Source organism: Acidovorax sp. Root70, from assembly GCF_001428225.1.
Classification (GTDB): domain Bacteria; phylum Pseudomonadota; class Gammaproteobacteria; order Burkholderiales; family Burkholderiaceae_C; genus Acidovorax.
This window is the reverse complement of sequence record NZ_LMHQ01000014.1, coordinates 1-23,104: the sequence shown is the minus strand read 5'-3', so window position 1 is coordinate 23,104 and position 23,104 is coordinate 1. Positions and strand designations below refer to the sequence as shown.

Here is a 23,104-nt window from a genome sequence, read left to right as displayed (position 1 = left end):
CAGGCTCAGCGCACGGCCGTGGCCAGTGCGGCGAAGGCTTGCCGGTCCAGCGCGTGGGTGAAGGCGGTGTTGGGCACGGGGTGTGTGGAGAACTTCACCACCACCAGCTCGGCCGCCGGGTTGATGTGGATGTGCTGGCCCATCAGGCCCTTGGCTTCAAAAGTGCCATCGGCATCGTGGGGTATCCACCACTGGTTGTGGTACGAGTAGCCCGCACGCATGGCCGTGCCAGGGGCCTTGATGAACTGGGCGGGGTCGGCCCCTTTGCGCAGCTCGGCAATGGTGGCGGGCGAGACGATCTGCTGGCCGTTGAAGCGGCCATTGGATCGCAGCATCTCGCCCAGACGGCCCAGGTCGCGCAGAGTGGCGTTCACGCCCACGCTGGTGGCCTGGCCGCCGTTGGCATCGGCAAAAACGTACGCGTCCTCTTGCGTGCCCAGCTTGGACCAGATGCGCTCGGACAACAGCGTGGCGTAGCTCTTGCCGGTGACACGCTGCAGCAGCCAGCCCAGCACTTCCGTGTCCACCGATTTGTAGGCAAATGCGGTGCCGTGCTCGCCGTCCTTTTGCACAGTGGGCAGGTGCTCGGCCATGCTCTTGGCCCCATTGCTGCCGGGGCGCGCAGGCTGCAGGCCCGCAGCGGCCAAGTACTGAAAGACACCGGAGGTGGGGTCCGCAAAGTCTTCTGCGTATTTCACGCTGGTGGTCATGTCCAGGGTCTGCTGCACGGTGGCATCGGCCCAGGCGCTGTTGGCCAGCTCGGGCAGGTAATGCACGATGCGCGCACTGGCGTCGATGGCGCCTTCCTGGATGAGTTCGGTCACCAGCAGCCCCACCAGCGATTTGCTCATGGACCACAGCACATGTGGCTGCTGCGGCTGCATGCCGATGTGATAACGCTCATACACCACACGGCCCCGGTGCAGCACCAGCAGGGCGTCGGTGTAGGTGGCCTTCTGCCAGTCGGCCAGCGTGGTGGGCGCGCCCTTGTCGTCGGCAAACGCCAGCGTGTCGGGCAAGGCACGCGGCGCTGCGGGCAGTGCGCTGGGCGCTGCTGCACCGCGCCAGATGGTGGCCGTGGGCCCCAGTTCGCGCAGGTGCTGCGCGGCCCAGCGCACGTTGGGGTACTTGAGGATGTTGGCCAGGCGCACGACCTTGTCGGGCGCCGGAGGGAAGCCCTGCATCAACTGCAGGGTCACAGGGTTGGTGGCGTCCGGCGGCGGCAGCTGCGGAGCCTGGGCCTGGCTGTCAGGAGCGGCCCCCAGCAGGGTGCAGGCCAAGGCGACGGCGGTGAAGGAAGGGGTGAGGTGGCGATGAAAAGAGCGCATGGTGAGAAGGCCTCGGTCAAGAAACGTGGGATGGGGAAGAACAAAAAGGACACGGAATCGGTCGGGCCGATCAGCCCCGCGCGGCCAGCAAGGTGCGGATCACGCCCTCGGTGCGCTCGTACTCGCCTTCGCCAAAGTGCTTGTAGCGAATGCGGCCTTGCGCATCGATGAGGTAGGTGGCGGGCCAGTACTGGTTGCCGTAGGCCTTCCAGGTGCCGTAGCGGTTGTCCTGTGCCACAGGGTGCTTGACGCCGTGGCGGCGCATGGCAGCTTCCACATTGGCGGTCGGGCGCTCGAACGGAAACTCTGGCGTATGCACGCCCACCACGGTGAGCCCCTGGGGCGTGTATTGCTCGGCCCAGCGGTTTACATGGGGCAGGGTGCGGATGCAGTTGATGCAGGCGTACGTCCAGAAGTCCACCAGCACCACGCGGCCGCGCAACTGCGCCAGGCTCAGCGGTTCGGAGTTGAGCCAGCGCTCGATGCCGGTGAACTCGGGCGCAGCGCCCAAGTCGGGCAACGCTGCGGCGGGGCTGGCGGGGCCCGCTGCATACGCCAAGCCAGGGGCCGCCAGTGCAGCGGCCATCGACGCCAGGAAAGCGCGGCGCTCGGAAAAGCGCGGGGAAGAGGGGTGCAATGTCATGGTGAAAGCTCCTTGCAATCGGTGGGGTGTCGCCCCTTACAGGCCGCCCCAGCCCGAGGGATAAAACTGCGTAAGCCAGACGGTGATCTGCCCATCCACCTCCCACAGCATGGCCAGCGCGATGGCAATGACCACCACGCCAAACACCTGCTGCACGCGGTGCGCGTGGCGGGCAATGCGGCGCACATGGGTGGCGGCAGCCTGGCCGCCGTAGGCGATGGCCAGCATGGGCAGCGCGGCACCGGTGGAATACGCGAGCAGCAGCACGGCGGTGCCCACGCCCGCAGGCTCCGTGGCGATGAGGGTGAGGATGGAGGCGAGCACAGGCCCGGCGCAGGGCGTCCAGACCGCACCGAGGCTCAGGCCCAGCAGCAGCCCGCCCCAGTTGCCGCCCCCGCTGCCCATGCCCAGGCTGGCCAAGCGGTTGAGCACGCCGCCCGCATGTTGGCTGAGCCATTGGAACGGCCGGGGCCACAAGGTGAGCACGCCAAACACCAGCAGCATCACGGCGGCAAAGCGGCGCAGGCCTTCTTGCGACACACCCAGCACCTGCGTGAAGCTGCTGAACAGCAGTGCCACGGCCGCGAACGACAGTGCAAAGCCCAGGGCAATGAACAGCGGGCGTGTGCGCTGTGCTGAGTCGGCACCGCTCACCGAGGCCCCCAGCACCACGGGCAGCATGGGCAACACGCAGGGCGCGCCCACCGTGAGCATGCCGGCGGCCACCGCCAGCCATGGCGAGGTGGTGGCCATGGTCATTGCCCGCTCCCCTGCTCGGCCGCTGGGCGGCGCCACACCTGGGTCTTGCCGAACAGCGGAATGCCCACATACGCGTGCACCAGCAGTTGCTCCGGCTCGGCTGGCGTCAGGTTGACGCGGTAGGTCTTGGCGTTCTCGCGGTTGTAGATTTCGCCCTGGTACTCGCTGCTGCCGCCCTCCGCCGGGCGCAGGCCCGACAGCAGCGTCATGCCCAGCGCAGGCCGCGCGTCGGCTGCCGCCATGTCAGCGCCCGGCGCGCTCATGGAGCGGTTGGCCAGCACGCGCACCACCTTGCCGCACAGGGCGTTGCCACCGGCGGGGTTGCAGGGTGCGATGTTCACTTCCAGATTGCCGCTTTCGGTGATCCAGCGGCCCAAGGGGGCTTTAGGGTGGGTTGCACCCGGCGCAGGTGCCGCGGCGGCTGGCGGCGCTGCCGCAGCCTCTTGCGCGCTGGCTGCCTGCGCCAGGCCCAGGGTCAGCAGGGCGGTCACGGCGATGGATGGTTTCATGGCAAGGTCCTCGTGAAGTTCAGGAAGACCGCATTGAAGCCAGCGCAGGTATCGGCGATTTGTCTGGCCAGGGCCGTTTGGTATGCGCGCTTGTCGATGCACGGTGCAGACAAGTTCAGATACATACGGGCCTGAAGTCACCCCACCGCGCGCACGCCAAAGCCCGGACAATGGCCGCCATGACGACGCCCGCTCCCGACCACATCCTGATCGTCGATGACGACGCTGGCATCCGCGAACTGGCTGCCGAGTACCTGCAGCGCCAGGGCCTGCAGGTGAGCGTGGCCGCCGACGGGCGGCAGATGCGTGAGGTGCTGGCCACACAGCGCATCGACCTGCTGGTGCTGGACCTGATGCTGCCGGGTACCGACGGCATCACCCTGTGCCGTGAGCTGCGCAGTCCCGGCGCGCCGCCGCTGCCCATCATCATGCTCACCGCGCGCAGCGACGAGGCCGACCGCATCCTGGGCCTGGAGCTGGGTGCAGACGACTACCTGACCAAACCCTTTGCCGCGCGCGAGCTGCTGGCACGCATCCACGCCGTGCTGCGGCGCACGCGCATGCTGCCGCCCAACCTGGCCGTGGCCGAACCCGCGCGCCACCTTGCGTTTGGCGACTGGCGGCTGGACACCACCGCACGCCACCTGCTCGATGCCACGGGCGCGGTGGTGGCACTGTCGGGCGCCGAATACCGGCTGCTGCGTGTGCTGCTGGACCACCCGCAGCGCATCCTCACACGCGACCAGTTACTGCAGCTCACGCAGGGGCGCGATGCCGATGTGTTCGACCGCTCCATCGACCTGCTGGTGAGCCGCGTGCGCCAGCGGCTCGGCGATGGTGCGCGCGGCTCGCGCTACATCAAGACCGTGCGTAACGAGGGCTATGTGTTCTGCGCCGATGTGCAAGCAGCACCAGCACCCGCAGGAGCCGCGCCATGACGCTGCGCTGGTGGCCGCGCTCTTTGTTTGGGCGCATCTTGCTGGTGATGGCACTGGGCCTGGCGCTGGCGCATGCGCTGACGTTTGTGCTCGCGTTCACCGAGCGCAGCATGACCATGCGACGGGCCATGGTGTCGTATTTCGCCAGTGACGTGGCCAGCTCCGTGGCCATGCTGGAACGCCTGCCCGCTGCCGAGCGCGCGCAGTGGGTGGACCGGCTGGCACGCCGCAACTACCGCTTTGCGCTGGTCGAACCGCTGGACGCCCCCGCAGACCCGTCCCAACTCGCACGCCTGGTCGCCAGCGCTATGGCAGCCACACTGCCTGCCGACCGGGCCGTGCAGGTGATCGACCCCCATGTGCCGGGCACCGAGCTGCGGCTGCAGCTGCGCCTGGCCGACGGTACGCCCCTGGCCGTGGACATGGACGAGCCCCGGCTGCAGATCTCGCCCTGGGTGCTGGGCGCACTGGCGCTGCAGCTGGCGCTGCTGGTGGGCCTGTGCGCCTGGGCCGTGCGCGCGGCCACGCGGCCCCTGCGCACGCTGGCCGATGCGGCCGATGCGCTGGGGGCCGACCGCCCCGCCGTGCCCTTGGCTGAAGACGGCCCGCGCGAGGTGCAACGCGCCGCCGTTGCCTTCAACCACATGCAGCAGCGCATCCAGACGCACCTGCAGGAGCGCATGCAGATCCTGGCCGCAGTTTCGCACGACCTGCAAACACCCATCACCCGGCTGCGCCTGCGTGCAGACTTGCTGGACGACACCACGCTGCGCGACAAGCTGCACGCCGACCTGGCCGAGATGCAGTCGCTGGTGGAAGAGGGCATTGCCTACGCGCGCTCATCACAGGCCGTGCGCGAGCCCCCGCAGCGCGTGGACCTGCGCGCGCTGGTGGAAAGCATTGCGCGCGACTACGCCGATGCCGGCTTGCCCGTGCAAATGTTGCAGGCGGTGGATGTGACCTGCGACACCCGCCCCCAGGCCCTGCGCCGCCTGCTGTGCAACCTGGTGGACAACGCGCTCAATTTTGCGGGTGCTGCCGAGCTGACGCTGGAGGTGGAGAGGCCGGGCCAGTGGCTGGTACGCGTGCTGGATCGCGGGCCTGGCATCCCCCAGACTGACCTCGCCGCCGTGCTGCAGCCCTATGTACGGCTGGAAGATTCGCGCAACCGGGGCACCGGTGGCACGGGACTGGGCCTGGCCATTGCCAGCGAACTGGCCAAGGCCCTGGGAGGCCGCCTGGTGCTGGGGCCGCGCGCAGACGGCGCGCAGGGGCTGGAGGCGCGGGTGGAGCTGCCGGAGGCGCTCCCCGCATAGGCGTGCGCGCAAGCGCCGCTGCTACAGTGGCCGCTCCGTGGACTCTCAAAGGACACCGCCGTGGACACCTCTGCTAGCACCCGCCAGAGCGAGATCAGCGCAAGCAATCGGCACATCCGCGTCGGCATCGGCGGCTGGACCTTCGAGCCTTGGCGCGGCAGCTTCTACCCTGCAGGGCTGGCGCACAGCAAGGAGCTGCAATACGCCAGCCGACAGCTCACAGCGATCGAGGTCAACGGCACCTACTACAGCACCTTCAAACCCCCCACCTTTGCCAAGTGGCGCGATGACACGCCCGAAGGCTTTGTGTTCTCGCTCAAGGCCAACCGCTTTGCGACCCACCGCCGTGTGCTGGCAGACGCGGGCGATTCGATCGCGCGGTTTGTCGAGAGCGGCATCTCGGAACTGAAGCACAAGCTTGGGCCCATCGTGTGGCAGTTCATGCCGACCAAGGCGTTTGATCCGAGCGACTTCGAGGCCTTTCTGGCCCTGCTGCCGCAGCAGGTGGACGGCCTGCGGCTGCGCCACGCGCTGGATGTGCGCCACCCCAGTTTTGCGACGCCCGCGTTTGTGGCGCTGGGGCGTCGGTATGGCTGCGTGCCTGTGTACACCGACTCCGATCAATTCCCCGCCATCGCAGATGCGGAAGCCGACTTTGCCTACCTGCGGCTGATGCGCAGCCAGGCCGATGTGCCCACGGGCTACACCGCCGAGGCGATTGCGCAATGGGCGCAGGGCGTGCGCACCTGGACCAGCGGCGCGCGGCCACGCGATGTATTCGTGTTCTTCATCAACGGCGCCAAGGAGCGAGCGCCTGCCGGGGCAATGGAGTTGCTGCGGCAGCTGGGCGCTACAACGTCTCCCGCTGCGTGAAGCCCTGCGGCGCCTCGCCACCATCGGGCACATTGCCCACTACCACGCTGTCCACCCGCGCATGCTCCGGCCCCTGGTGCGCCCAGTCGATCAGCGCCAGCACGGCGGGTTCCGGGCCCCAGGCGCAGGCCTCCACACGGCCGTCCTGGCGGTTGCGCACCCAGCCCGTCACGCCCAGGCGCGCGGCGGCCTGCACCATGGACCAGCGGTAGCCCACGCCCTGGACATGGCCGGTGATCAACAGATGGCGGGTGACGATGGAGTTGGGTTCTGCATTCATAGGAGCACTGTAGCGCGCGCCTTGTGGGGAGCCCGCTCCCGGGGCACACTGCCAGCACCCGGCACCCCATGACCACCACAACCCCCAAGGCCTTGCCCACCATCGACCCCCAGCGCTGCACCGGCTGCGGCTGGTGTGTGGCGGTGTGCCCGCCGCATGTGCTGTCCCTGCAGGTGTTGGGCACGGGGCCCTGGGGCCCCAAGTGCTCCGCCCTGCACGATGCGCCCGGCTGCACCGGGTGCGCGCTGTGTGCGGTCCGCTGCCCGTTCGATGCGATCCGCATGGTGCGGGTGGCGGCCACCCAGGCCAGGTGAGGCCGTTGCGCCACAAGCCGACAAAGGTGGGTACAAGCGGGATGACAGGCCCTGGCCCGCATCCGGTACACTGTGCTCTTCATGTCGTACACCGCCATCCCCTCCACCACGCACGCCGCTGCCTTCCAAGGCATGGGCATGATGCCGCCCGCATTCACGCGGGCCAATGGTGAGCAGCGGGCACTGGGTGCACGAATGATTACCACCATTACCGCCGCGGCCACCTGAGCACGCGCAGGTGGCCGTTTCGGCAGCCACCTGGTGATCGCTCTCTTCTCCCCCAAGACGAATGCACGAAACCCAGCTCTGGCAGCTGGGTTTTTTTGTTTGTTCGTTAGCCGGAGAAGTCCATGTACCGCGATCCCGTCCAGTCCCTTGAAGCCCCGTTGTTGCCGTCGTCTGCCACGGCCATGCGCCCCCTGCGCGTGGGCATGATCGGCATTGGTACCGTGGGCGCAGGCACCTTCCGCGTGCTGGCGCGCAACCAGGCGCTGATTGCCGCCCGTGCGGGCCGGGGCATCAAGCTGGTGGTGGTCTGCGCCCGCAGCCTGGCCCGCGCCATGAGCGTGGTGGGCAAGGACGTGGCGCTGACCAACGACCCCATGCAGGTCGCCACGCACCCCGACGTGGATGTGCTGGTCGAGGCCGCCGGCGGCACTGCCCCCGCACGCGACTGGGTGCTGGCCGCCATCCGCGCGGGCAAGCATGTGGTCACCGCCAACAAAGCGCTGCTGGCCGAGCATGGCAACGAGATCTTTGCCGCCGCGCGCCAGCACGGCGTGGCCGTGGCGTACGAAGGCGCTGTGGCCGTGAGCATCCCCATCGTGAAGGCGCTGCGCGAGGGCCTCACGGCCAACCGCATCGAATGGGTGGCAGGCATCATCAACGGCACCACCAATTTCATCCTGAGCAAGATGCGCGACGAAGGCGTGGGCTTTGCCGAAGCCTTGGCGCAGGCCCAGGCACTGGGCTATGCCGAGGCAGACCCGACGTTTGACATCGAGGGCCTGGACGCGGCGCACAAGATCTCGCTGCTGGCAGCCAATGCGTTTGGCATGCCGGTGCGCTTTGCCGACGCGCAGGTGGAGGGCATCACCACGCTGCAGGGCCTGGACGTGGCCTGCGCCGAACAGCTGGGCTACCGCATCAAGCTGCTGGGTGTGGCCAAGCGGCGTAAACATGGCGATACGGACGGCGAGGCGGAAGGCAAAGTGGAGGGAGTGGAGCTGCGCGTGCAGCCCGCGCTGGTGCCCGCCACGCATTTGTTAGCGCATGTGAACGGGTCGATGAACGCCGTGATGGTCAAGGGCGATGCGTCCGGCGTGACGATGTATTACGGCGCGGGCGCGGGGTCGGAGCAGACTGCGTCGGCCGTGATTGCCGATCTGGTCGATGTGGCACGGCTTGATGGCACCCACGCGGCGCAGCGCGTACCGCACCTGGGCTTCCACCCCCACGCCGTGGACAAGCAACTGGCGGTGCTGCCCCGTGCGGCCGTGCACACCCGCCACTACCTGCGCGTGCCGGTGCACAGCGCGCAGCAGATCGAGGCCGTGGGCGCCTGGCTGGCTGCGCAGCACGTGCCCGTGCTGCAGGTGGCGCTGGCACACGACAAGGCCTTGCCTCCCGGCAGCGGCCCCCAGGTGCTGGTGCTGACCGATGCTGTGGCGCAGGCCACCGTGGACGCAGCCGTGCATGCGCTGGCCGTGCACCCGGCGGCGGCCGGGCCGGTGGTCACGCTGCGGGTGGAGGTGCTGGCGTAATCCTCAGAATGCGGCGGGACGCCACTTGAGCAAGCGCCTTTCCAGCTGGCTCAGCAGCAGGTCCGCCGCCAGCGCCACCACCGCCAGCACGATCATGGCCGCGAACACGCCGCTGGCATTGAAGGCGCCCTGCGCCGTAGAGATCAGCAGGCCGATGCCTTCCTTGGCCCCCAGAAACTCGCCCACCACGGCGCCCACCAGGGCAAAGCCAAAGCTCACGCGCAGGCTGGCCAGAATCCACGAGGTGGCGGCCGGAATGACGATGGCGGTGGTGAGCTGGCGCGCCGACGCGCCGAGAATCTGCGCATTGGCGATCATGTACTTGTCGGCCTCCCGCACGCCCTGGAAGGCGTTGCTGAAGACGACGAAGAACACCATCACCACCGCCAGCGCGACCTTGGACGCCATGCCCAGGCCCAGCGCAATGACGAACACCGAGCCCAGCACCACACGCGGGATGGAGTTGGCGATCTGGATGTAGAGGCTGAACACGTCCGACAGCAGCTTGTTGCGGCCCAGCAGGATGCCGCAGACCACGCCACCCACAGCGCCGATGAGAAAGCCGAGCACGGTTTCTTCCAGCGTGACCAGCACCTGTTGCCACAGCGGGCCTTGCGAGGTGCCCTCGTCCACCCATTCCACGATTTGTGCCCAGATCAGGCTGGGCTGGGAGTAGAAGAAGGGGTCGATCCACTTCAGGCGGGCGGCGATTTCCCATCCGCCCAGTACGACCAAGAGCACGGCCAGGCGCAGGCCGATGATGGTGTAGCGGCGCTGGCGGATCGCCGCCTGGGCCGAGGCGGATTCGCGGGCCAGCGCTTCGTCGCTGAGCGCGGCTGGCAGGGCGACAGCGCCCGGGGTGGTGGTGAGGGTGTTCATGGTGGTTTGTTCCGTGAAGGTGGGGGTCACTGGATCACGACTTCCTGGCGCAGGTCGTCCCAGATGTGCTTGGACAACTCGACGAAGTGCGGGTCGTAGCGCACTTCAGACATCACGCGTGGGCGCGGCAGGTCGATGTCGTACACGCGCTTGAGCGTGGCGGGGCGGGCCGACAGCACGAACACCCGGTCCGCGAGCGCAATGGCCTCTTCCAGATCGTGCGTGACAAACACCACCGAGCCGCCGGTGCCGGACCACAGCTTGAGCAGCTCGTCCTGCATGAGCGTGCGGGTCTGCATGTCCAGCGCCGAGAACGGCTCGTCCATCAGCAGGATCTCGGGGCGGTTGATGAAGGTCTGCGCCAAGGCCACGCGCTTGCGCATGCCGCCCGACAGCTGGTGCGGGTAGTGGTTTCCGAACTTGTCGAGCCCCACGCGCTGTATCCATTGCTGCGCCAGGTCCCGGGCCTCGGCCTTGCGCATGCCGCGAAACAGCGGGCCTGCGGCCACGTTGTCGAGCACGTTGCGCCAGGGAAAGACGGCATCGGCCTGGAACACGAAGCCGATGCGCGGATCAATGCCGTCCACCGGCTGGCCCATCACGCGCACCTGGCCCACGGTGGGACGCAGCAGGCCGGTGATCATGTTCAGCGTGGTGGACTTGCCGCAGCCCGTGGGACCGACGATGGCCACGAACTCGCCGCGGGCCACACTCATGCTGAAGTTGCGCAGCGCGACCGTGGCGTTGCCGTCCTGCGAGATGAAGCGCAGCGACACGTCGTTGAACTCGATCGCGGGGGCTGTGCCGGCAGCGGATGCCGTGGCCGGCACAGCGCGTGCGGCCGTGGGGGCCGTGAAACCGGCGGAGACGGTGGCCGCGGCGCTCATGGCTTGGCTCCAGCCACAAAGGCGTTGGTGAAGGTCTTTGACAGGTCGATGTTCTTGCTGCGCACCTGGGGCTTGTAGGTGGCCAGCACCTTGAGCACGTTCTCGGGGCCGCCGTCGGGCATGCGAGCGTCGGTGGTGAACATGGGCACGGAGGCGCGCAGGGCCTCGATGTACAGCGCCTTGTCGTTGCCGTAGTAGTCGCGCGGCACCTTCTCGGCAATCTCTTCGGCCGTGTGGGTGTGGATGTAGTGCATGGTGCGCGCAAAGGCGCGGCCCAGCTTGGTGGCCTCGGCCTTGTGCGTTTCGGCCCAGCTGTTTTGCACGTACAGGCTCGCGGCGGGGTACAGGCCGCCCAGCGCCTTGATGGTGTCGGCCTCGTTGCGCAGGTCCACCAGCACCTTGGCCTCGCCGCTCTTGAGCATTTGCGACACGGTGGGCTCGGTGGTCATGCCAGCCTGGATGCGGTCCTGCTTCATGGCCGCGATGAAGGTGTTGCCCGCGCCCACGGGCAGCAGCGAATAGTCCTTCTGCGCCACGCCCTGGCGGTCGGCCAGGTAGCGCGTCAGAAAGTCGGTGGACGACCCCAACCCCGTCACGCCCAGCGTCTTGCCCTTGGCATCGGCCATGGACTTGAAGGTGGGCGCGGCCTTGGTGGACACCAGCTCCACCTCGCCCGGCACCTTGCAGAACACGGCAATCGCCTGGATCTCCTTGCCCTTGGATTGCAAGTCGATGGTGTGGTCGTAGAAGCCCACCACTCCCTGCACGGCGCCCGCGATGAGCTGGTTCTCGGCATCTACGCCGGTGGGCTGCGACTGCAGCTCCACGTTCAGCCCTTCGTCCTTGAAGTAGCCCAGCGCCTCCGTGAGCTTGGCGGGCAGGTAGATGATCTTGTTGATGCCACCCACCATGATGGTGATGGGCGCATCAGCCGCTTGCGCGAGGGGTGCAGCTACAGCCATCAGGCTGCCCAGGGCAAGGCCCAGCATATGGCGTCGGGTCGGGATGTTCATGGAATGTCTCCTGCTCAGTGGGGGGTGGTGCCCCGTGCGCTGTGTGTGCTTCGCGCCGGGATGAAGTGACTGTAGAAAGTGGCATCCTTCAATCAGCTTTCGCCCGGAGCTGCAATTCCCTAGGGTTAACCCCAAATCGCCTCCCATCGGCTGGCAGTCCCATCGAATCAGCCGCTATCAGCTATCAAAACATGAGCGCGCCCCAGGCGGGGACGATAAACTGGTGCCCACCATGAAAGTCCTTCTCATCGAAGACAACGAGCAGCTGGCGCACTGGCTGGTGCAGCTCTTGCGGGAGCGGGAGTTCGTGGTGGATCACGTGGGGGACGGCGAGGCCGCCGACCAGCTGCTGCGGCAAGGCCACTACGACGTGGTGCTGCTGGACCTGAACCTGCCACTGCTGTCGGGCAAGGGCGTGCTGCGCCGCATCCGTGAGCGCCAGGACGATGTGGCAGTGATCGTGCTGACCGCCACCGCCTCGCTGGACCAGAAGGTGCTGTGCCTGGAGATCGGTGCGGACGACTACCTGGTCAAGCCCATCGAGGTACGCGAGCTGGTGGCGCGCATTCAGGCACTGGTGCGGCGCCAGCGGCCCGGCAAATCCAACGACATCGCCTGCGGCGACCTGCGCTACGACCTGCGCACGCGGCAGTTCACGCTGGCAGGCGCCGACCTGGCCCTGCCGCCACGCGAACGCACCTTGCTGGAAGCGCTGATGCTGCACCTGGGCACTACCGTCTCGCGCCAGGCGCTGGCGGACAGCCTGTTCAGCCTGGACGAAGAAGTCAGCGGCGATGCCATCGACCTCTACGTGCACCGCCTTCGCAAGAAGCTGGAAGCCAGCAGCGCCACCATCATCACGCTGCGCGGCGTGGGCTTTCTGCTGCGCACGCGCGACGACGCATGACAACCGCCATGCTGTCGAGCTTGCGCTTTCGGCTGGCCCTGTGGCTGCTGCTGCCGCTGTCGCTCTTCGTGGCGCTGTGCGCCGCCCTGAGCTGGCGCAACGCCGCCAACGTGGCGGACTATGTGCAAGACCACGACCTGCTCGCATCCGCCAAGATGCTGTCCGACCGGCTGATCTGGGAGGGCAATGACGTGCAGGCCAGCGTGCCCCCTTCGGCGCTGAGCCTGTTCGCGTCGCCCGACCGCGACCGCGTGTACCTGAACGTGCAGGGCGCGGGCGGCGAACTGCTGGCCGGCACGCCCGGTTTTCCCTTGCCGGCCGAGCCGCACCCCGAGGGCACGGACCAGGCACAGTGGTACGACACACACTTTCAGGACCAGCCCCTGCGCGCCGTGGTGGTCACCCGCACCATGCACGACGTGGACGGTGCGCGCGCCTACACCATCGCCGTGGGCAAGACCACCCACAGCCGCGACCACATGTTGGCCAACCTGTGGTACCCCACGGTGGCCTATCTGCTGGCTGCGCTCGGCCTCACGGTGGCGCTCAGCGCCCTGGCCCTGACCCTGGAGCTGCGCCCCGTGGTGCGGCTGCGGCAACAGCTGGCGCAGCACGACCCCCTGCACCTGGACCTGCAGGTGGATGCCAAGGTGCTGCACACCGAGCTGCGCCCCGTGGCCGACACCATCAACCGCTTTGTGCAGCAGCTGCGCGCGCACTCGGAGGCGCAGCGCCGCTTCATCGCCGACGCAGCCCACCAGCTGCGCACGCCGTTGGCACTGCAGTCCACGCAGATCGAATACGCAAGGTCTGCGCCCCGCCAGCCCGACGAGCAAGACGCCCTGTGGACCAGCCTGCACGCCAGCAACCGCCGTCTGGTGGACGTGACGAACAAGCTGCTGCTGCTGGCGCAGGCCGAGCACCGCGATGCCCATACCCGACAGGAAACGGTGGACCTGGCCGCCGTGGCCCTGCGCTGCGTGGAACAACTGGCGGCACTGGCCGACCGCCAGCACATCGACCTGGGCCTGGACGCTCCGGCCGCTGGCCAGGCCTTGGTGAGGGCTGAGCCCTCGCTGCTGGACGCCCTGGTGGCCAACCTGCTGGACAACGCGTTGCGGTACACCCAGCAGGGCGGCCGGGTCACGGTGGGCGTGCGATGCAGCGCGGGCGCCACGGGACATTGGGTGGAGCTGTCGGTGGCCGATAACGGGCCCGGCATTCCCGAAGCCGCGCGGGAGCGCGTGTTCGAACGCTTTTTCCGCGTGAGCGAGGACACCACCTCCGGCACCGGGCTCGGCTTGGCGATCGTGCGCGAAATCGCACAGGCCTTTGGCGCCACGGTGGTGCTCGGGCCCCACCCGCAAGAAGCCCACGGGCTCCTCGTCACGGTGCGATTCGCCGCGCTCCCTGCAGCGGCAGGCCCGGTGGTGGCTGCGGGTGGAGACGCTGGAGGGTGAGCGCGGCCTGAAAACGCATTGGCGCGAGGTTTTTGGGCCAAATCGGGCGGTAGCGCTAGTGCATCATGCCTGGGTTGCTATCAATTTTGATAGCCCTCTGCCGATTGCATCCCTCACCCCATCAAACGTCCCAGCACCAGCGCCGCCATGTCCTCGGCCGCGCTGGTGCCCTCCGCCATCAGGCCCTGCACCACGCCGGCGCGGTCGGTGTCGGTGCGGTTCTGGCTCACCTTCCAGATGCCCTCCCAGCGCTCCACGGCCAGCTCGATGCCCACGATGGCGCGCAGCAGCTTGTCGATGTAGTCGGGCGGCGCGTCGTCGATGCGCCAGGGGTCGGCGCGGTGGGCCTCGTGCTGCTCACTCAGGGTGTGCAGGATGGCGCGCAGGCGTGCGGGGTCGTCAAACGCGCTCAAAGCGCCGTGGGCGTGCACGGTGGCGTAGTTCCACGTGGGCACCTGCTTGCCGTCCAGGGCCTTGGACGGATACCACGAGGGCGACACATAGGCCTGCGGGCCGTGGAACACCGCCACCGCCTGCTGGGGCAGCAGCGGCCACAGCGCGTTGGCGCGCGCCACATGGCCGATGAGCGTGCCCTGCGGGCCGCGCGTTGGGTCCAGGTACAGCGGGATGTGGTTGACGTGCAGCGCGCCCTCGTGCGCGACGACCAGCGTGGCCAACGGCTGGGCACGCACCAGGGCTTGCTGGGCGGCGGCATCGGCCACCTGAAACTGCCGGTTGGGGTTGGCCATGTCAGCCCCCTTCCACTTCAAGCACCGGCGCGCAGTCGATCTGCGTCTTGACCGAGTTGGCCAGAAAACACGATGCGTGGGCGCGGTGGTGCAGGTCGTCCAGCTGCGCAGCGCTGGGCGCGTGCGCCGCGTCAAAGCGCGTGACGGGCCTCAGCTGCACATGGGTGACCACCAGTTGGCCCTCTGCGTTCTTGGCCATGGTGCCCACGGCCGCGTCGGTATAGTGGTTGAGCCGATAGCCCGCGCGGCTGGCAAAGTCCATGAACCACAGCATGTGGCAGCTGGACAGCGCGGCGACATAGGCTTCTTCCGGGTCCACCGCCGCTGCGTCGGAGCACGGCAGCGGCACCACATGGGGGGACGACGATGCGGCCACAGTGGCGCCGCCGTCGAACTGCCAGGTGTGGGCACGGTGGTAGCGCTTGTCCAGAAAGTCGTCGGTGCCACGGGACCAGGTGATGGTGGCGGTGTGCTCGGCCATGGGGTGCTTTCAACAGGATCAGGCCGGCAAGCTGCGGCCCGGGTTTTTACAATGGTTCTTCAGTTTATGAGTGCATCACCCCATTGAAAGGGCCAATTCGTGCCCAGCCCCGGAGCCAATCGAACCACCGCCACCCTGCGCCAGCAGGTGTACGCCCAATTGCGGCGCGCCATCGAGCAGGGCAGCCTGCGCGCGGGCACCCGCCTGCCGCCCTCGCGCGAGCACGCGGCCAGCCTGGGCGTGTCGCGCAACACCGTGCTGTGGGCCGTGCAGCGCCTGCAGGCCGAGGGCTATGTGGAAGCCCGCGTGGGCGACGGCACCTATGTGTCGCAGGCCGTGGCCGCCACACTGCCCGCCGCGCAAGGCCTGGTGGCGCCGCCCCGGGGCCTGTCGCGCCGGGGGCAGCTGATCGCCGACACGGCGGCGCGCTGGCGCCCGCCCCTGGCGGCGGCCAAGGCGTTTCGCATTGGCGCGCCCGAGGTCGCCACCTTTCCGTTTGCGCTGTGGGACCGCCTGACCCGCCAGGCCAGCACCGGTCAACGCAGCCACCGCGCGCAGTACCTGGACCCGGCTGGCGACCCCGACCTGCGCCAGGCCGTGGCGCAATGGCTGTGGGCCTCGCGCGGCATTCGCTGCGATGCAGCGCAGGTGGTGGTGTGCTCGGGCTCGCAGCAGGCCATAGACCTGATTGCGCGGCTGCTGCTGGACGTGGGCGACGAGGTGCTGGTGGAAGACCCCGGCTACCCCGGCATCCGCGCCAGCCTGCTGGGCCACGGCGCGTTGGCGCGGCCGGTGGACATGGATGGAGATGGCCTGCGCATCGACACCGCTGCGGCGCAGTGGCCGAACGCACGCATGGCCGTCGTCACGCCCACGCACCAGTTCCCCACCGGCGTGTGCATGAATCTCGCGCGGCGGCAGGCGCTGCTGCAGTGGGCGCGCACGCACGACGCCTGGGTGGTGGAGGACGACTACGACGGCGAGTTCCAGTACGGCGGCGCTGCGCAGCGGGTACCCGCGCTGTGCAGCCTGCCGGGCTCGGAGCGCGTGCTGTACGTAGGCACCTTCAGCAAGACACTGCACCCCGGCCTGCGCCTGGGCTTTGTGGTGGTGCCGCCCGCGCTGGTGGAGGCCTTTGCCATGGCCCGCGCCATCACCGACCGGCATGCACCGGGCGACGCGCAAGCGGTGCTGGCACGTTTCATTGCCCAAGGCCACATGCTGCGCCACCTGCGGCAGATGCGCGAGCTGTACCTGCAGCGGCAGCACACGCTGCGCACCGCACTGGCCGAGGCGAGCAATGGCGCCTGGCAACTGGCCGCCAGCGAGCGCGGCATGCACCTGCTGCACGAGGTAGCCCCTGGCACCGACGACGAAACCCTGAGCCGCCAGGCGCTGGCGGCGGGCGTGATGCTGGCGCCGCTGTCGCGCTATGCGATGCAGTCCGCGCGCCGGGGCTGGCTGCTGGGGTATGCGGGGTTTGACGAGGCAGAGATTCGCGCGGCGGCCCGCGTGGTGGGGTGCCTCGTGCGTCAGCGGTGATGCAGACGCTGGTGCGTCACCACGCGCCAGGCTGCCGGGCCAGGGCCGCGCCAAGGCCCTCCGTCTGAGCCACTGCCTGCGGCTCCAACCTGCGCCACCAGTGCGTGGACAGTGCAGGCGCGCGAATGTCCAGCCGCTCACCCATGATGGGCGCCACCAGCGGCACCTGCGCTGCCGCCGCCAGCGCAGTGATGCGTTCGAACGGCTCCACCCACGGGTGCAGCGACAGGTCGAAGGTGCCGTTGTGAATGGGGAACAGATGGCGTCCCCGCACATCCAGATGTGCCTGCAGACTCTCCTCGGGGTGCATGTGGATGTCGGGCCAGTCGGCGTTGTAGGCGCCCGTTTCGATCAGCGTCAGATCGAACGGACCGAACCGCTCGCCAATCGCCTTGAAGCCGTCGAAGTAGCCCGTGTCGCCACTGAAGAAGATGCGGACCTGGTCGGCGCCTTGACCCGCGATCAGCACCCACGAGGCCCACAGCGTGCTGTTGCCGTCTGACAGGCCCCGGCCCGAGAAATGCTGGGCAGGCGTAGCCACCAGCTGCAGCCCGCCGATGGTGGTGCCCTGCCACCAATCAAACTGCTGCACCTTGTCCGCAGGCACGCCCCAGCCGATGAGCCGGTCGCCCACGCCCAACGGCGTGATGAAGTGCTCTACCTTGGGCGCGAGCTTCTGGATGGCGGCGTAGTCCAGGTGATCGTAATGGTCGTGCGACAGGATCACGCCGGTGATGGGCGGCAGCTCGTCGATGGTGATGGGCGGCGCATGAAAACGCTTGGGGCCCATGAACTGGAAGGGCGAAGCCCGCTCGGAAAACACCGGGTCGGTCAGCCAGAACTGGCCGTTGATCTTGAAGAGCAGGGTGGAGTGCCCCAGGCGCCACAGACTCAAGTCGGGCGCGGCCAGCAAATCCGACCGCATCACGGCATACACCGGCACGGGCTCTCGCGGCACCGAGTCGTCGGGCTTGCCGGTGGCAAAGCGCCACATCACCTGCAACGTCTTGAGGGCGCCCAGCGCATGGCGCGGCGCCGCATTGCGAAACTTGCCACCCGCGAACTGCGGCGACTGTTCATAAGCGGCCGCCGGCTGGGCGGCGCGGGAAATGAGGCTGTAGGCCATGGCGATCAGTACAACGAGGGCGACACAAAGTGCCGGGAGCAGACGGCGGCGATGGGCGAAAGGGAAGGACACCGGATCTGCGACATAGAAATTACACTGCACAGTGTAGTTCACTTTTTAGAAAAGTAAACTACCCGGTGTAAAATTTGCCTATGACTGCCTCCCAGCCCACCCCCCGCCTGACCGACCGCAAGCGCGATGCCATCGTGGAGGCCGCCATCGGCGAGTTCCGCGAACACGGCTTCAACGGCACCAGCATGGACCGCGTGGCGGCAGCGGCGGATGTGTCCAAGCGCACGGTGTACAACCACTTCCCGAGCAAGGAAGAGCTGTTCGAGGCCATCCTGCTGCTGATGTGGGAGCGCAGCCAGTCGCCGGACGAACTGACCTACACACCCGCGCGCCCGCTGCGCGACCAGCTGCTGGAGCTGCTGGCGCAAAAGATGCGCCTGCTCAACGACGCGAGCTTCATCGACCTGAGCCGTGTGGCCATGGCCGACATGATGCATTCGCCCGAACGCGCGCGCGGCATCACGGCCAAGCTCTCAGCCAAGGAGGAGGGCCTGCCGCGCTGGCTGCGCGCCGCCCAGCAGGACGGCCGCCTGCGCGCCGCCATGGACGTGCCCTATGCCGCGCAGCAATTGCAGGGCATGGTCAAGGCCTTTGCGTTCTGGCCCCAGCTGGCCATGGGCCAGCCGCCCCTGAGCGCAGCGCAGCAGCAGCAGGTGCTGGGCGATGCGGTGGACATGTTCCTGGGGTTCTACGCTGCGCCCACTCAAGAGGCACAACCCCCCGCAAAAAAGGCCAAGGCTGGTAGCACCGGCAAGGCAGCGGCAGCCCGGGGCGCAACACCTGCCAAGCCCACCGCGCGCCGCGCGCCCGCGCGCTGATCACCAACACCACTCTGGCCAGATCGCCGGCACACGGGGCGATTTGCACTACGCTCGCCCGTTCTTTCCACGCAGCCTGACACCACGATGCCCATCGCCCCTTACCTCGACACCGCCCCGGTTCTGGACACCGGCGTTTTCATCCACGACTCTGCCCAGGTGATCGGCGACGTCACCCTGGGCCGCGACAGCTCGGTGTGGTGCAACGCCGTGCTGCGCGGCGATGTGAACCGCATCACCGTGGGCGTGTGCAGCAATGTGCAAGACCTGACGATGGGCCACGTCTCGCACCGCAACGCCAGCAAGCCCGAGGGCTCGCCACTGGTGATTGGCGACTACGTCACGGTGGGCCACTCGGTCATCTTGCACGGCTGCCGCATCGGCAACGAATGCCTCATTGGCATGGGCTCCATCGTGATGGACGACGCAGTGATCGAAGACCGCGTGATGCTGGGCGCAGGCAGCCTGGTCTCGCCCGGCAAGGTGCTGGAGAGCGGCTACCTCTACATCGGCCGCCCTGCGGTGCGCCAGCGCGCGCTCACCGATGCGGAGATTGCGTACCTCAAGTATTCGGCCGAGCACTATGTGCGGGTGAAGAACAACTACCTGCCCCCCGCAGAGTCCGCCCCCATGGACTGATCCGCAGCCCGAGGCTGCCATGGCCAAAGGCGATACAGCACCGCATAATTTCCGGCGTATGAGCGAACTTCTTGACCATCTGTCCGAATCCGTCACTGCGGCACGGTCCGTGGAGGAGCTGACGCGTCCGCTGCTGGAGATGCTGGAGGCCGTGACGGGGCTGGAGTCCACCTACCTCACGTCCATCGACGAGGCACAGGGCGTGCAGCATGTGCTGTATGCACGCAACTCCAGCGCCATGCAGATCCCAGAAGGCCTGACCGTGCCCTGGAACGACACGCTGTGCAAGCGGGCGCTCGAAGAAGGCCGCACCTTCACCGACGATGTGCCCGCCTGCTGGGGCGATTCGCAGGCCGCACGCGACCTGGGCATCCGCACCTACGTGAGCAAGCCTGTGCGCATGGGTGACGGAGCACTGTATGGCACGCTGTGTGCGGCCAGCACCCAGCGCCGCCCGCGCACCCCCGAGGCCGAGCGCATCCTCACGCTGTTCGCCTACCTGATTGGCCAGCAGGTGGAGCGCGAGCAGCTGATCCAGAAACTGCTGGTGGCCAACGAAAAGCTCAGCGCCATGGCCGCCACGGACCAGCTCACGGGCCTGCCCAACCGCCGCGCCCTCATGCAGGCGCTGGACCGCATGCTCGCGCAGGGCCGCCGTCGCCAGATGGGCGTGCAGATCGCCTTCATCGACCTCGACGGCTTCAAGGTCATCAACGACACCTACGGCCACGAAGTGGGCGACCAGTTCCTCGTGGCCGTCGCGCAGCGCCTGCAGGGGGCGCTGCGCGCAGAGGACCTGGCGGCACGCCTGGGCGGCGACGAGTTCGTGGTGGTCAGTCTGAGCGATGGCGTGGGCGAAGCCGCACAACCGGCGCAGGACGCCCTCAGCCAGCGCATCACCCAGGTTACGCAAGGACGGTTCGACCTGGCTGGCGCGTTGCTCGACTATGGCGGCGCCAGCGTGGGCGTGGTCACCATCACCCCCGACCAGCAGCGCAGCATCGAGGATGTGCTGCGCGTGGCAGACCAGACCATGTACCGGGTCAAGCTTGCACGCCGCAACGCCCAAGACGCACTGGCGCAAGCGCGCAGCGGCGCGGCAGCCCACCGCTGAACCGCACCGCCCTGCAGCTGCCCACGCACGGCAGTAGCCACACCGCCCCATGGCAAGGCGATGGCCGGGATAATCGGCGTTCACCACCTCCACGTTCCATGGCCTCTTCCCCGTGCCGCGTGCTCGCTGTCATCCCGCCGATGACGCAGCTGAACACGCCTTATCCCTCCACCGCCTACCTCACGGGCTTTCTGCGCTCGCGCGGGGTTGCCGCCGCCCAGGAAGACCTGGCGCTGGCACTGGTGCTGCGCCTGCTGTCGCCCGAGGGCCTGAAGGCCGTCGCCGCCAAAGTGGACGCGCTGCCCACCAAGAAGCAAAGCCCCGCCGTGCAAAGTTTTGCGGCGCAAAAAGACCGCTACCTCGCCACCATCGGCCCGGCCATTGCCTTTTTGCAAGGCCGCGACAGCACGCTGGCCCACCGCATCGTGGGCCGCAACTACCTGCCCGAAGGCCCGCGTTTTGCCACGCTCGACGTGTACGTGGATGACGAAGGCGGCGACCCGCTGGGCTGGGCCTTTGGCGCCCTGGGCCTCACCGACAAGGCCAAGCACCTGGCCACGCTGTATCTGAACGACCTGGCCGACGTGCTGCGCGATGCGGTGGACGAGCGCTTTGAGTTCGTGCGCTACGCCGAATCGCTGGCGGGCAGCCAGCCCACGTTCGACCCGCTGGCCAATGCACTGGCTGCGCCGCCCACGCTGGTGGACGAGCTGCTGGAGCAACTCACCCACGAAGCCATCGCCCGCCACCAGCCCGATGTGGTGCTGTTGTCGGTGCCCTTCCCCGGGTCCGTGTACGCGGCGTTCCGCATTGCTCAGGCCATCAAGGCACGCTACCCACACATTGCCACCGTGCTGGGCGGCGGCTTTGTGAACACCGAACTGCGCGAGCTGGCCGACCCGCGCGTGTTCGACCACTTCGACTACGTGACGCTGGACGCGGGCGAGCGCCCGCTGCTGGCGCTGCTGGAGCACCTGCGCGGCGAGCGCGGCCGCCAGCGCCTGGTGCGCACCTTTGTGCGCAATGATGGAGAAGGCGGCGACGGCACGGTGCAGTACATCAACATGATGGAAGCCGACATCGCCTTCGCCGAGGTGGGCACGCCCACCTGGGATGGCCTGCCGCTGGACCGCTACCTGTCGCTGCTGGACATGCTCAACCCCATGCACCGTCTGTGGAGCGATGGGCGCTGGAACAAGCTGACCGTGGCGCACGGCTGCTACTGGAAGAAGTGCAGCTTCTGCGATGTGAGCCTGGACTACATCAGCCGCTACGAGGGCGCGAGTGCTGGCGTGCTGGCCGACCGCATTGAGGCCATCGTGCGCGAGACGGGACAGACAGGTTTTCACTTTGTGGACGAGGCCGCACCGCCCAAGGCGCTCAAGGCCCTGGCCACCGAGCTGATCGCGCGCAACGCCGGCATCAGCTGGTGGGGCAATGTGCGGTTTGAAAAAACCTTCACGCCCGACCTGGCGGAGCTGCTGGCCGACAGCGGCTGCATCGCCATCTCCGGCGGGCTGGAGGTGGCGTCGGACCGGCTGCTGCAGCTCATGAAAAAAGGCGTGTCTGTGGACCAGGTGGCGCGTGTGACCCGGGCCTTCACCGACGCCGGCATCCTGGTGCATGCGTACCTGATGTACGGCTTCCCGACCCAGACGGTGCAGGACACGGTGGACGCGCTTGAATACGTGCGCCAGCTGTTCGCCAACGGCTGCATCCAGAGCGGTTTTTTCCACCGCTTTGCCTGCACCGTGCATTCACCCGTGGGCAAGAACCCCGAAGAGTACGGCGTGACGCTGGCCCCGCTGCCCCCGGGCGACTTCGCCAAGAACGACGTGGCCTTCATCGACCCCACGGGGGTGGACCACGACGCGCTGGGCGGCGCGCTGAAGAAGGCCATCTACAACTACATGCACGGCATCGGGCTCGAAGAAGACGTGCGCAGCTGGTTTCCGTTCAAGGTGCCCAAGACGACGGTGCGGCGGGATCGGATTGAGCGGGCGCTGCGCGAGCGGGGGTGAACGCCACGGGCGATACAACCGCCAATTTTAAGCAAAAATAGCCGCAGGTCCTTGTTGCATAAGTACTTTCAGCTATCAATAGTGAAGCATCCACAAGGTGGTCAACGCTTTTGCTTCTGGTAAGCCCTGTCCGCCGGTGGCCCCCGGTCGGTGTCTTGCAGGCCCCGCTGCACATCGCGGTAAGCCTGCTCGATTTGTGCGTCAGGTTTCCCATGGGTCCTGTCCACCGACTCGTCACGCTCATGGGGCAGCTTGGGCTTTTCTTCCTTGGCGGCCGCAGGGCCCGCTTTCAACGGCCCCTGCGTGGTGGGTCCGGGCGCTTGGCGCTTGGTGGTGTCGACCGAAGGCTCCGGTCCGGTGGGGGCCGAGGTGGGTTCGTCGGGGTGGGTATTGCGGGGCATGGGGTCTCCTGGGTTGGGACCGCAGCCGGTCCCGTCCCATGGATCGTAAAAACGCCCCCCGTCGTCGCCTTGTAGGCCCACAGGCCATCCAACCGACGGGAGATGGAGACGGTGCACACAGCCCCTGGAGCCGATGGCCGTCCAAGCCATGCGACACTACTGTATGTCTCAAAGGGGTATCTGCTTAGCTCCAGTAGCTCCGTTGATACTGTGATTTCATCCAGCAATGGTATCCGATTGCCTCTCCCCGGTATTCTTGCTCACGACATCCC

At 67.7% G+C, this 23,104-nt stretch carries 25 protein-coding genes; 13 read left to right on the top strand and 12 right to left on the bottom strand.

The window, feature by feature from the left end; translation table 11 throughout:
* Nucleotides 1–5 precede the first annotated feature (5 nt).
* From ASD94_RS09830 to ASD94_RS09815, 4 genes are all read right to left on the bottom strand, one after another.
* Nucleotides 6–1,328, bottom strand: coding sequence for a serine hydrolase (locus tag ASD94_RS09830; protein WP_056642073.1), 1,323 nt, complete (start codon nt 1,326–1,328; stop codon nt 6–8).
* Nucleotides 1,329–1,398: 70 nt separating this feature from the next.
* Nucleotides 1,399–1,971: a thioredoxin family protein gene (locus tag ASD94_RS09825; RefSeq protein ID WP_056642070.1), complete on the bottom strand. Its 573-nt coding sequence runs from the start codon at nt 1,969–1,971 to the stop codon at nt 1,399–1,401.
* A 36-nt stretch (nt 1,972–2,007) separates the two neighbouring features.
* Nucleotides 2,008–2,730 carry a cytochrome c biogenesis CcdA family protein gene (locus tag ASD94_RS09820; RefSeq protein WP_082576825.1) on the bottom strand — a complete coding sequence of 241 codons (723 nt, stop codon included), beginning with the start codon at nt 2,728–2,730 and terminating at the stop codon, nt 2,008–2,010.
* Nucleotides 2,727–3,239: a DUF2147 domain-containing protein gene (locus tag ASD94_RS09815; RefSeq protein WP_056642067.1), complete on the bottom strand. Its 513-nt coding sequence runs from the start codon at nt 3,237–3,239 to the stop codon at nt 2,727–2,729. The genes ASD94_RS09820 and ASD94_RS09815 overlap by 4 nt, the downstream gene beginning before the upstream one ends.
* Before the next feature lie 179 nt (nt 3,240–3,418).
* Here ASD94_RS09815 and ASD94_RS09810 point away from each other — a divergent pair, with 179 nt between their 5' ends.
* Genes ASD94_RS09810 through ASD94_RS09800 form a run of 3 tightly spaced genes read left to right on the top strand, consistent with a single transcriptional unit; the run spans nt 3,419 to nt 6,366 of the window.
* The gene (locus ASD94_RS09810) at nt 3,419–4,177 is read left to right on the top strand and encodes a response regulator (RefSeq protein WP_056642194.1); all 759 of its coding nucleotides are present in this window, start codon (nt 3,419–3,421) and stop codon (nt 4,175–4,177) included.
* Complete coding sequence (locus tag ASD94_RS09805) at nt 4,174–5,493, top strand: ATP-binding protein (RefSeq protein ID WP_056642064.1); 1,320 nt, start codon at nt 4,174–4,176, stop codon at nt 5,491–5,493. Before ASD94_RS09810 ends, ASD94_RS09805 begins: the two co-directional genes overlap by 4 nt.
* 60 nt (nt 5,494–5,553) lie before the next feature.
* Nucleotides 5,554–6,366, top strand: a complete 813-nt coding sequence (locus ASD94_RS09800) for a DUF72 domain-containing protein (protein WP_233247234.1) — start codon at nt 5,554–5,556, stop codon at nt 6,364–6,366.
* On the opposite strand, the gene ASD94_RS09795 is transcribed toward ASD94_RS09800, so the two are convergent.
* Complete coding sequence (locus tag ASD94_RS09795; RefSeq protein WP_056642062.1) at nt 6,344–6,646, bottom strand: acylphosphatase; 303 nt, start codon at nt 6,644–6,646, stop codon at nt 6,344–6,346. The two genes, ASD94_RS09800 and ASD94_RS09795, sit on opposite strands and share 23 nt — an antisense overlap.
* A 68-nt stretch (nt 6,647–6,714) precedes the next feature.
* On the opposite strand from ASD94_RS09795, the gene ASD94_RS09790 reads away from it, so the two are divergent.
* The 3 genes from ASD94_RS09790 (at nt 6,715) to ASD94_RS09785 (ending at nt 8,723) form a co-directional block, all read left to right on the top strand.
* Nucleotides 6,715–6,960: an ATP-binding protein gene (locus ASD94_RS09790; protein WP_056642058.1), complete on the top strand. Its 246-nt coding sequence runs from the start codon at nt 6,715–6,717 to the stop codon at nt 6,958–6,960.
* A gap of 81 nt (nt 6,961–7,041) precedes the next feature.
* The gene (locus tag ASD94_RS23540) at nt 7,042–7,188 is read left to right on the top strand and encodes a hypothetical protein (RefSeq protein WP_156391390.1); all 147 of its coding nucleotides are present in this window, start codon (nt 7,042–7,044) and stop codon (nt 7,186–7,188) included.
* 122 nt (nt 7,189–7,310) lie between these two features.
* A complete protein-coding gene (locus ASD94_RS09785) occupies nt 7,311–8,723 on the top strand; it encodes a homoserine dehydrogenase (RefSeq protein WP_056642055.1) in 1,413 nt (470 codons plus the stop codon).
* 3 nt (nt 8,724–8,726) lie between these two features.
* On the opposite strand, the gene ASD94_RS09780 is transcribed toward ASD94_RS09785, so the two are convergent.
* The 3 genes from ASD94_RS09780 to ASD94_RS09770 are packed head-to-tail and all read right to left on the bottom strand — an operon-like array spanning nt 8,727 to nt 11,502.
* Nucleotides 8,727–9,602: an ABC transporter permease gene (locus ASD94_RS09780; RefSeq protein ID WP_056642190.1), complete on the bottom strand. Its 876-nt coding sequence runs from the start codon at nt 9,600–9,602 to the stop codon at nt 8,727–8,729.
* A gap of 26 nt (nt 9,603–9,628) precedes the next feature.
* Nucleotides 9,629–10,489, bottom strand: a complete 861-nt coding sequence (locus ASD94_RS09775; protein ID WP_082576824.1) for an ABC transporter ATP-binding protein — start codon at nt 10,487–10,489, stop codon at nt 9,629–9,631.
* Nucleotides 10,486–11,502, bottom strand: coding sequence for an ABC transporter substrate-binding protein (locus ASD94_RS09770; RefSeq protein ID WP_056642052.1), 1,017 nt, complete (start codon nt 11,500–11,502; stop codon nt 10,486–10,488). The genes ASD94_RS09775 and ASD94_RS09770 overlap by 4 nt, the downstream gene beginning before the upstream one ends.
* A 232-nt stretch (nt 11,503–11,734) precedes the next feature.
* Between ASD94_RS09770 and ASD94_RS09765 the strand changes: the two genes are divergently transcribed.
* The gene (locus tag ASD94_RS09765; protein WP_056642184.1) at nt 11,735–12,409 is read left to right on the top strand and encodes a response regulator transcription factor; all 675 of its coding nucleotides are present in this window, start codon (nt 11,735–11,737) and stop codon (nt 12,407–12,409) included.
* Nucleotides 12,406–13,869 (top strand): sensor histidine kinase, encoded by a 1,464-nt coding sequence (locus tag ASD94_RS09760; protein WP_082576823.1) that lies wholly within the window; start codon nt 12,406–12,408, stop codon nt 13,867–13,869. Before ASD94_RS09765 ends, ASD94_RS09760 begins: the two co-directional genes overlap by 4 nt.
* 113 nt (nt 13,870–13,982) lie before the next feature.
* On the opposite strand, the gene ASD94_RS09755 is transcribed toward ASD94_RS09760, so the two are convergent.
* On the bottom strand, nt 13,983–14,618 hold the full coding sequence (locus ASD94_RS09755) for an FMN-binding negative transcriptional regulator (protein ID WP_056642047.1): 636 nt from the start codon (nt 14,616–14,618) through the stop codon (nt 13,983–13,985).
* 1 nt (nt 14,619) lies between these two features.
* Complete coding sequence (locus tag ASD94_RS09750) at nt 14,620–15,099, bottom strand: OsmC family protein (protein WP_056642044.1); 480 nt, start codon at nt 15,097–15,099, stop codon at nt 14,620–14,622.
* A gap of 99 nt (nt 15,100–15,198) precedes the next feature.
* On the opposite strand from ASD94_RS09750, the gene ASD94_RS09745 reads away from it, so the two are divergent.
* Nucleotides 15,199–16,641, top strand: a complete 1,443-nt coding sequence (locus ASD94_RS09745) for a PLP-dependent aminotransferase family protein (protein WP_056642041.1) — start codon at nt 15,199–15,201, stop codon at nt 16,639–16,641.
* A 16-nt stretch (nt 16,642–16,657) separates the two neighbouring features.
* Here ASD94_RS09745 and ASD94_RS09740 read toward each other — a convergent pair whose 3' ends face one another.
* Complete coding sequence (locus tag ASD94_RS09740) at nt 16,658–17,767, bottom strand: MBL fold metallo-hydrolase (RefSeq protein ID WP_056642039.1); 1,110 nt, start codon at nt 17,765–17,767, stop codon at nt 16,658–16,660.
* A gap of 152 nt (nt 17,768–17,919) precedes the next feature.
* On the opposite strand from ASD94_RS09740, the gene ASD94_RS09735 reads away from it, so the two are divergent.
* From ASD94_RS09735 to ASD94_RS09720, 4 genes are all read left to right on the top strand, one after another.
* Nucleotides 17,920–18,657 (top strand): TetR/AcrR family transcriptional regulator, encoded by a 738-nt coding sequence (locus tag ASD94_RS09735; protein WP_056642037.1) that lies wholly within the window; start codon nt 17,920–17,922, stop codon nt 18,655–18,657.
* Nucleotides 18,658–18,744: 87 nt separating this feature from the next.
* Complete coding sequence (locus ASD94_RS09730; protein ID WP_056642033.1) at nt 18,745–19,296, top strand: gamma carbonic anhydrase family protein; 552 nt, start codon at nt 18,745–18,747, stop codon at nt 19,294–19,296.
* A gap of 58 nt (nt 19,297–19,354) precedes the next feature.
* The gene (locus tag ASD94_RS09725) at nt 19,355–20,410 is read left to right on the top strand and encodes a sensor domain-containing diguanylate cyclase (protein WP_056642031.1); all 1,056 of its coding nucleotides are present in this window, start codon (nt 19,355–19,357) and stop codon (nt 20,408–20,410) included.
* A gap of 98 nt (nt 20,411–20,508) precedes the next feature.
* Nucleotides 20,509–22,431: a radical SAM protein gene (locus tag ASD94_RS09720; protein WP_200954219.1), complete on the top strand. Its 1,923-nt coding sequence runs from the start codon at nt 20,509–20,511 to the stop codon at nt 22,429–22,431.
* A 101-nt stretch (nt 22,432–22,532) separates the two neighbouring features.
* Here the strand turns inward: ASD94_RS09720 and ASD94_RS09715 are convergent, their stop codons facing one another.
* Complete coding sequence (locus ASD94_RS09715; protein ID WP_056642029.1) at nt 22,533–22,832, bottom strand: hypothetical protein; 300 nt, start codon at nt 22,830–22,832, stop codon at nt 22,533–22,535.
* Nucleotides 22,833–23,104: the final 272 nt, after the last annotated feature.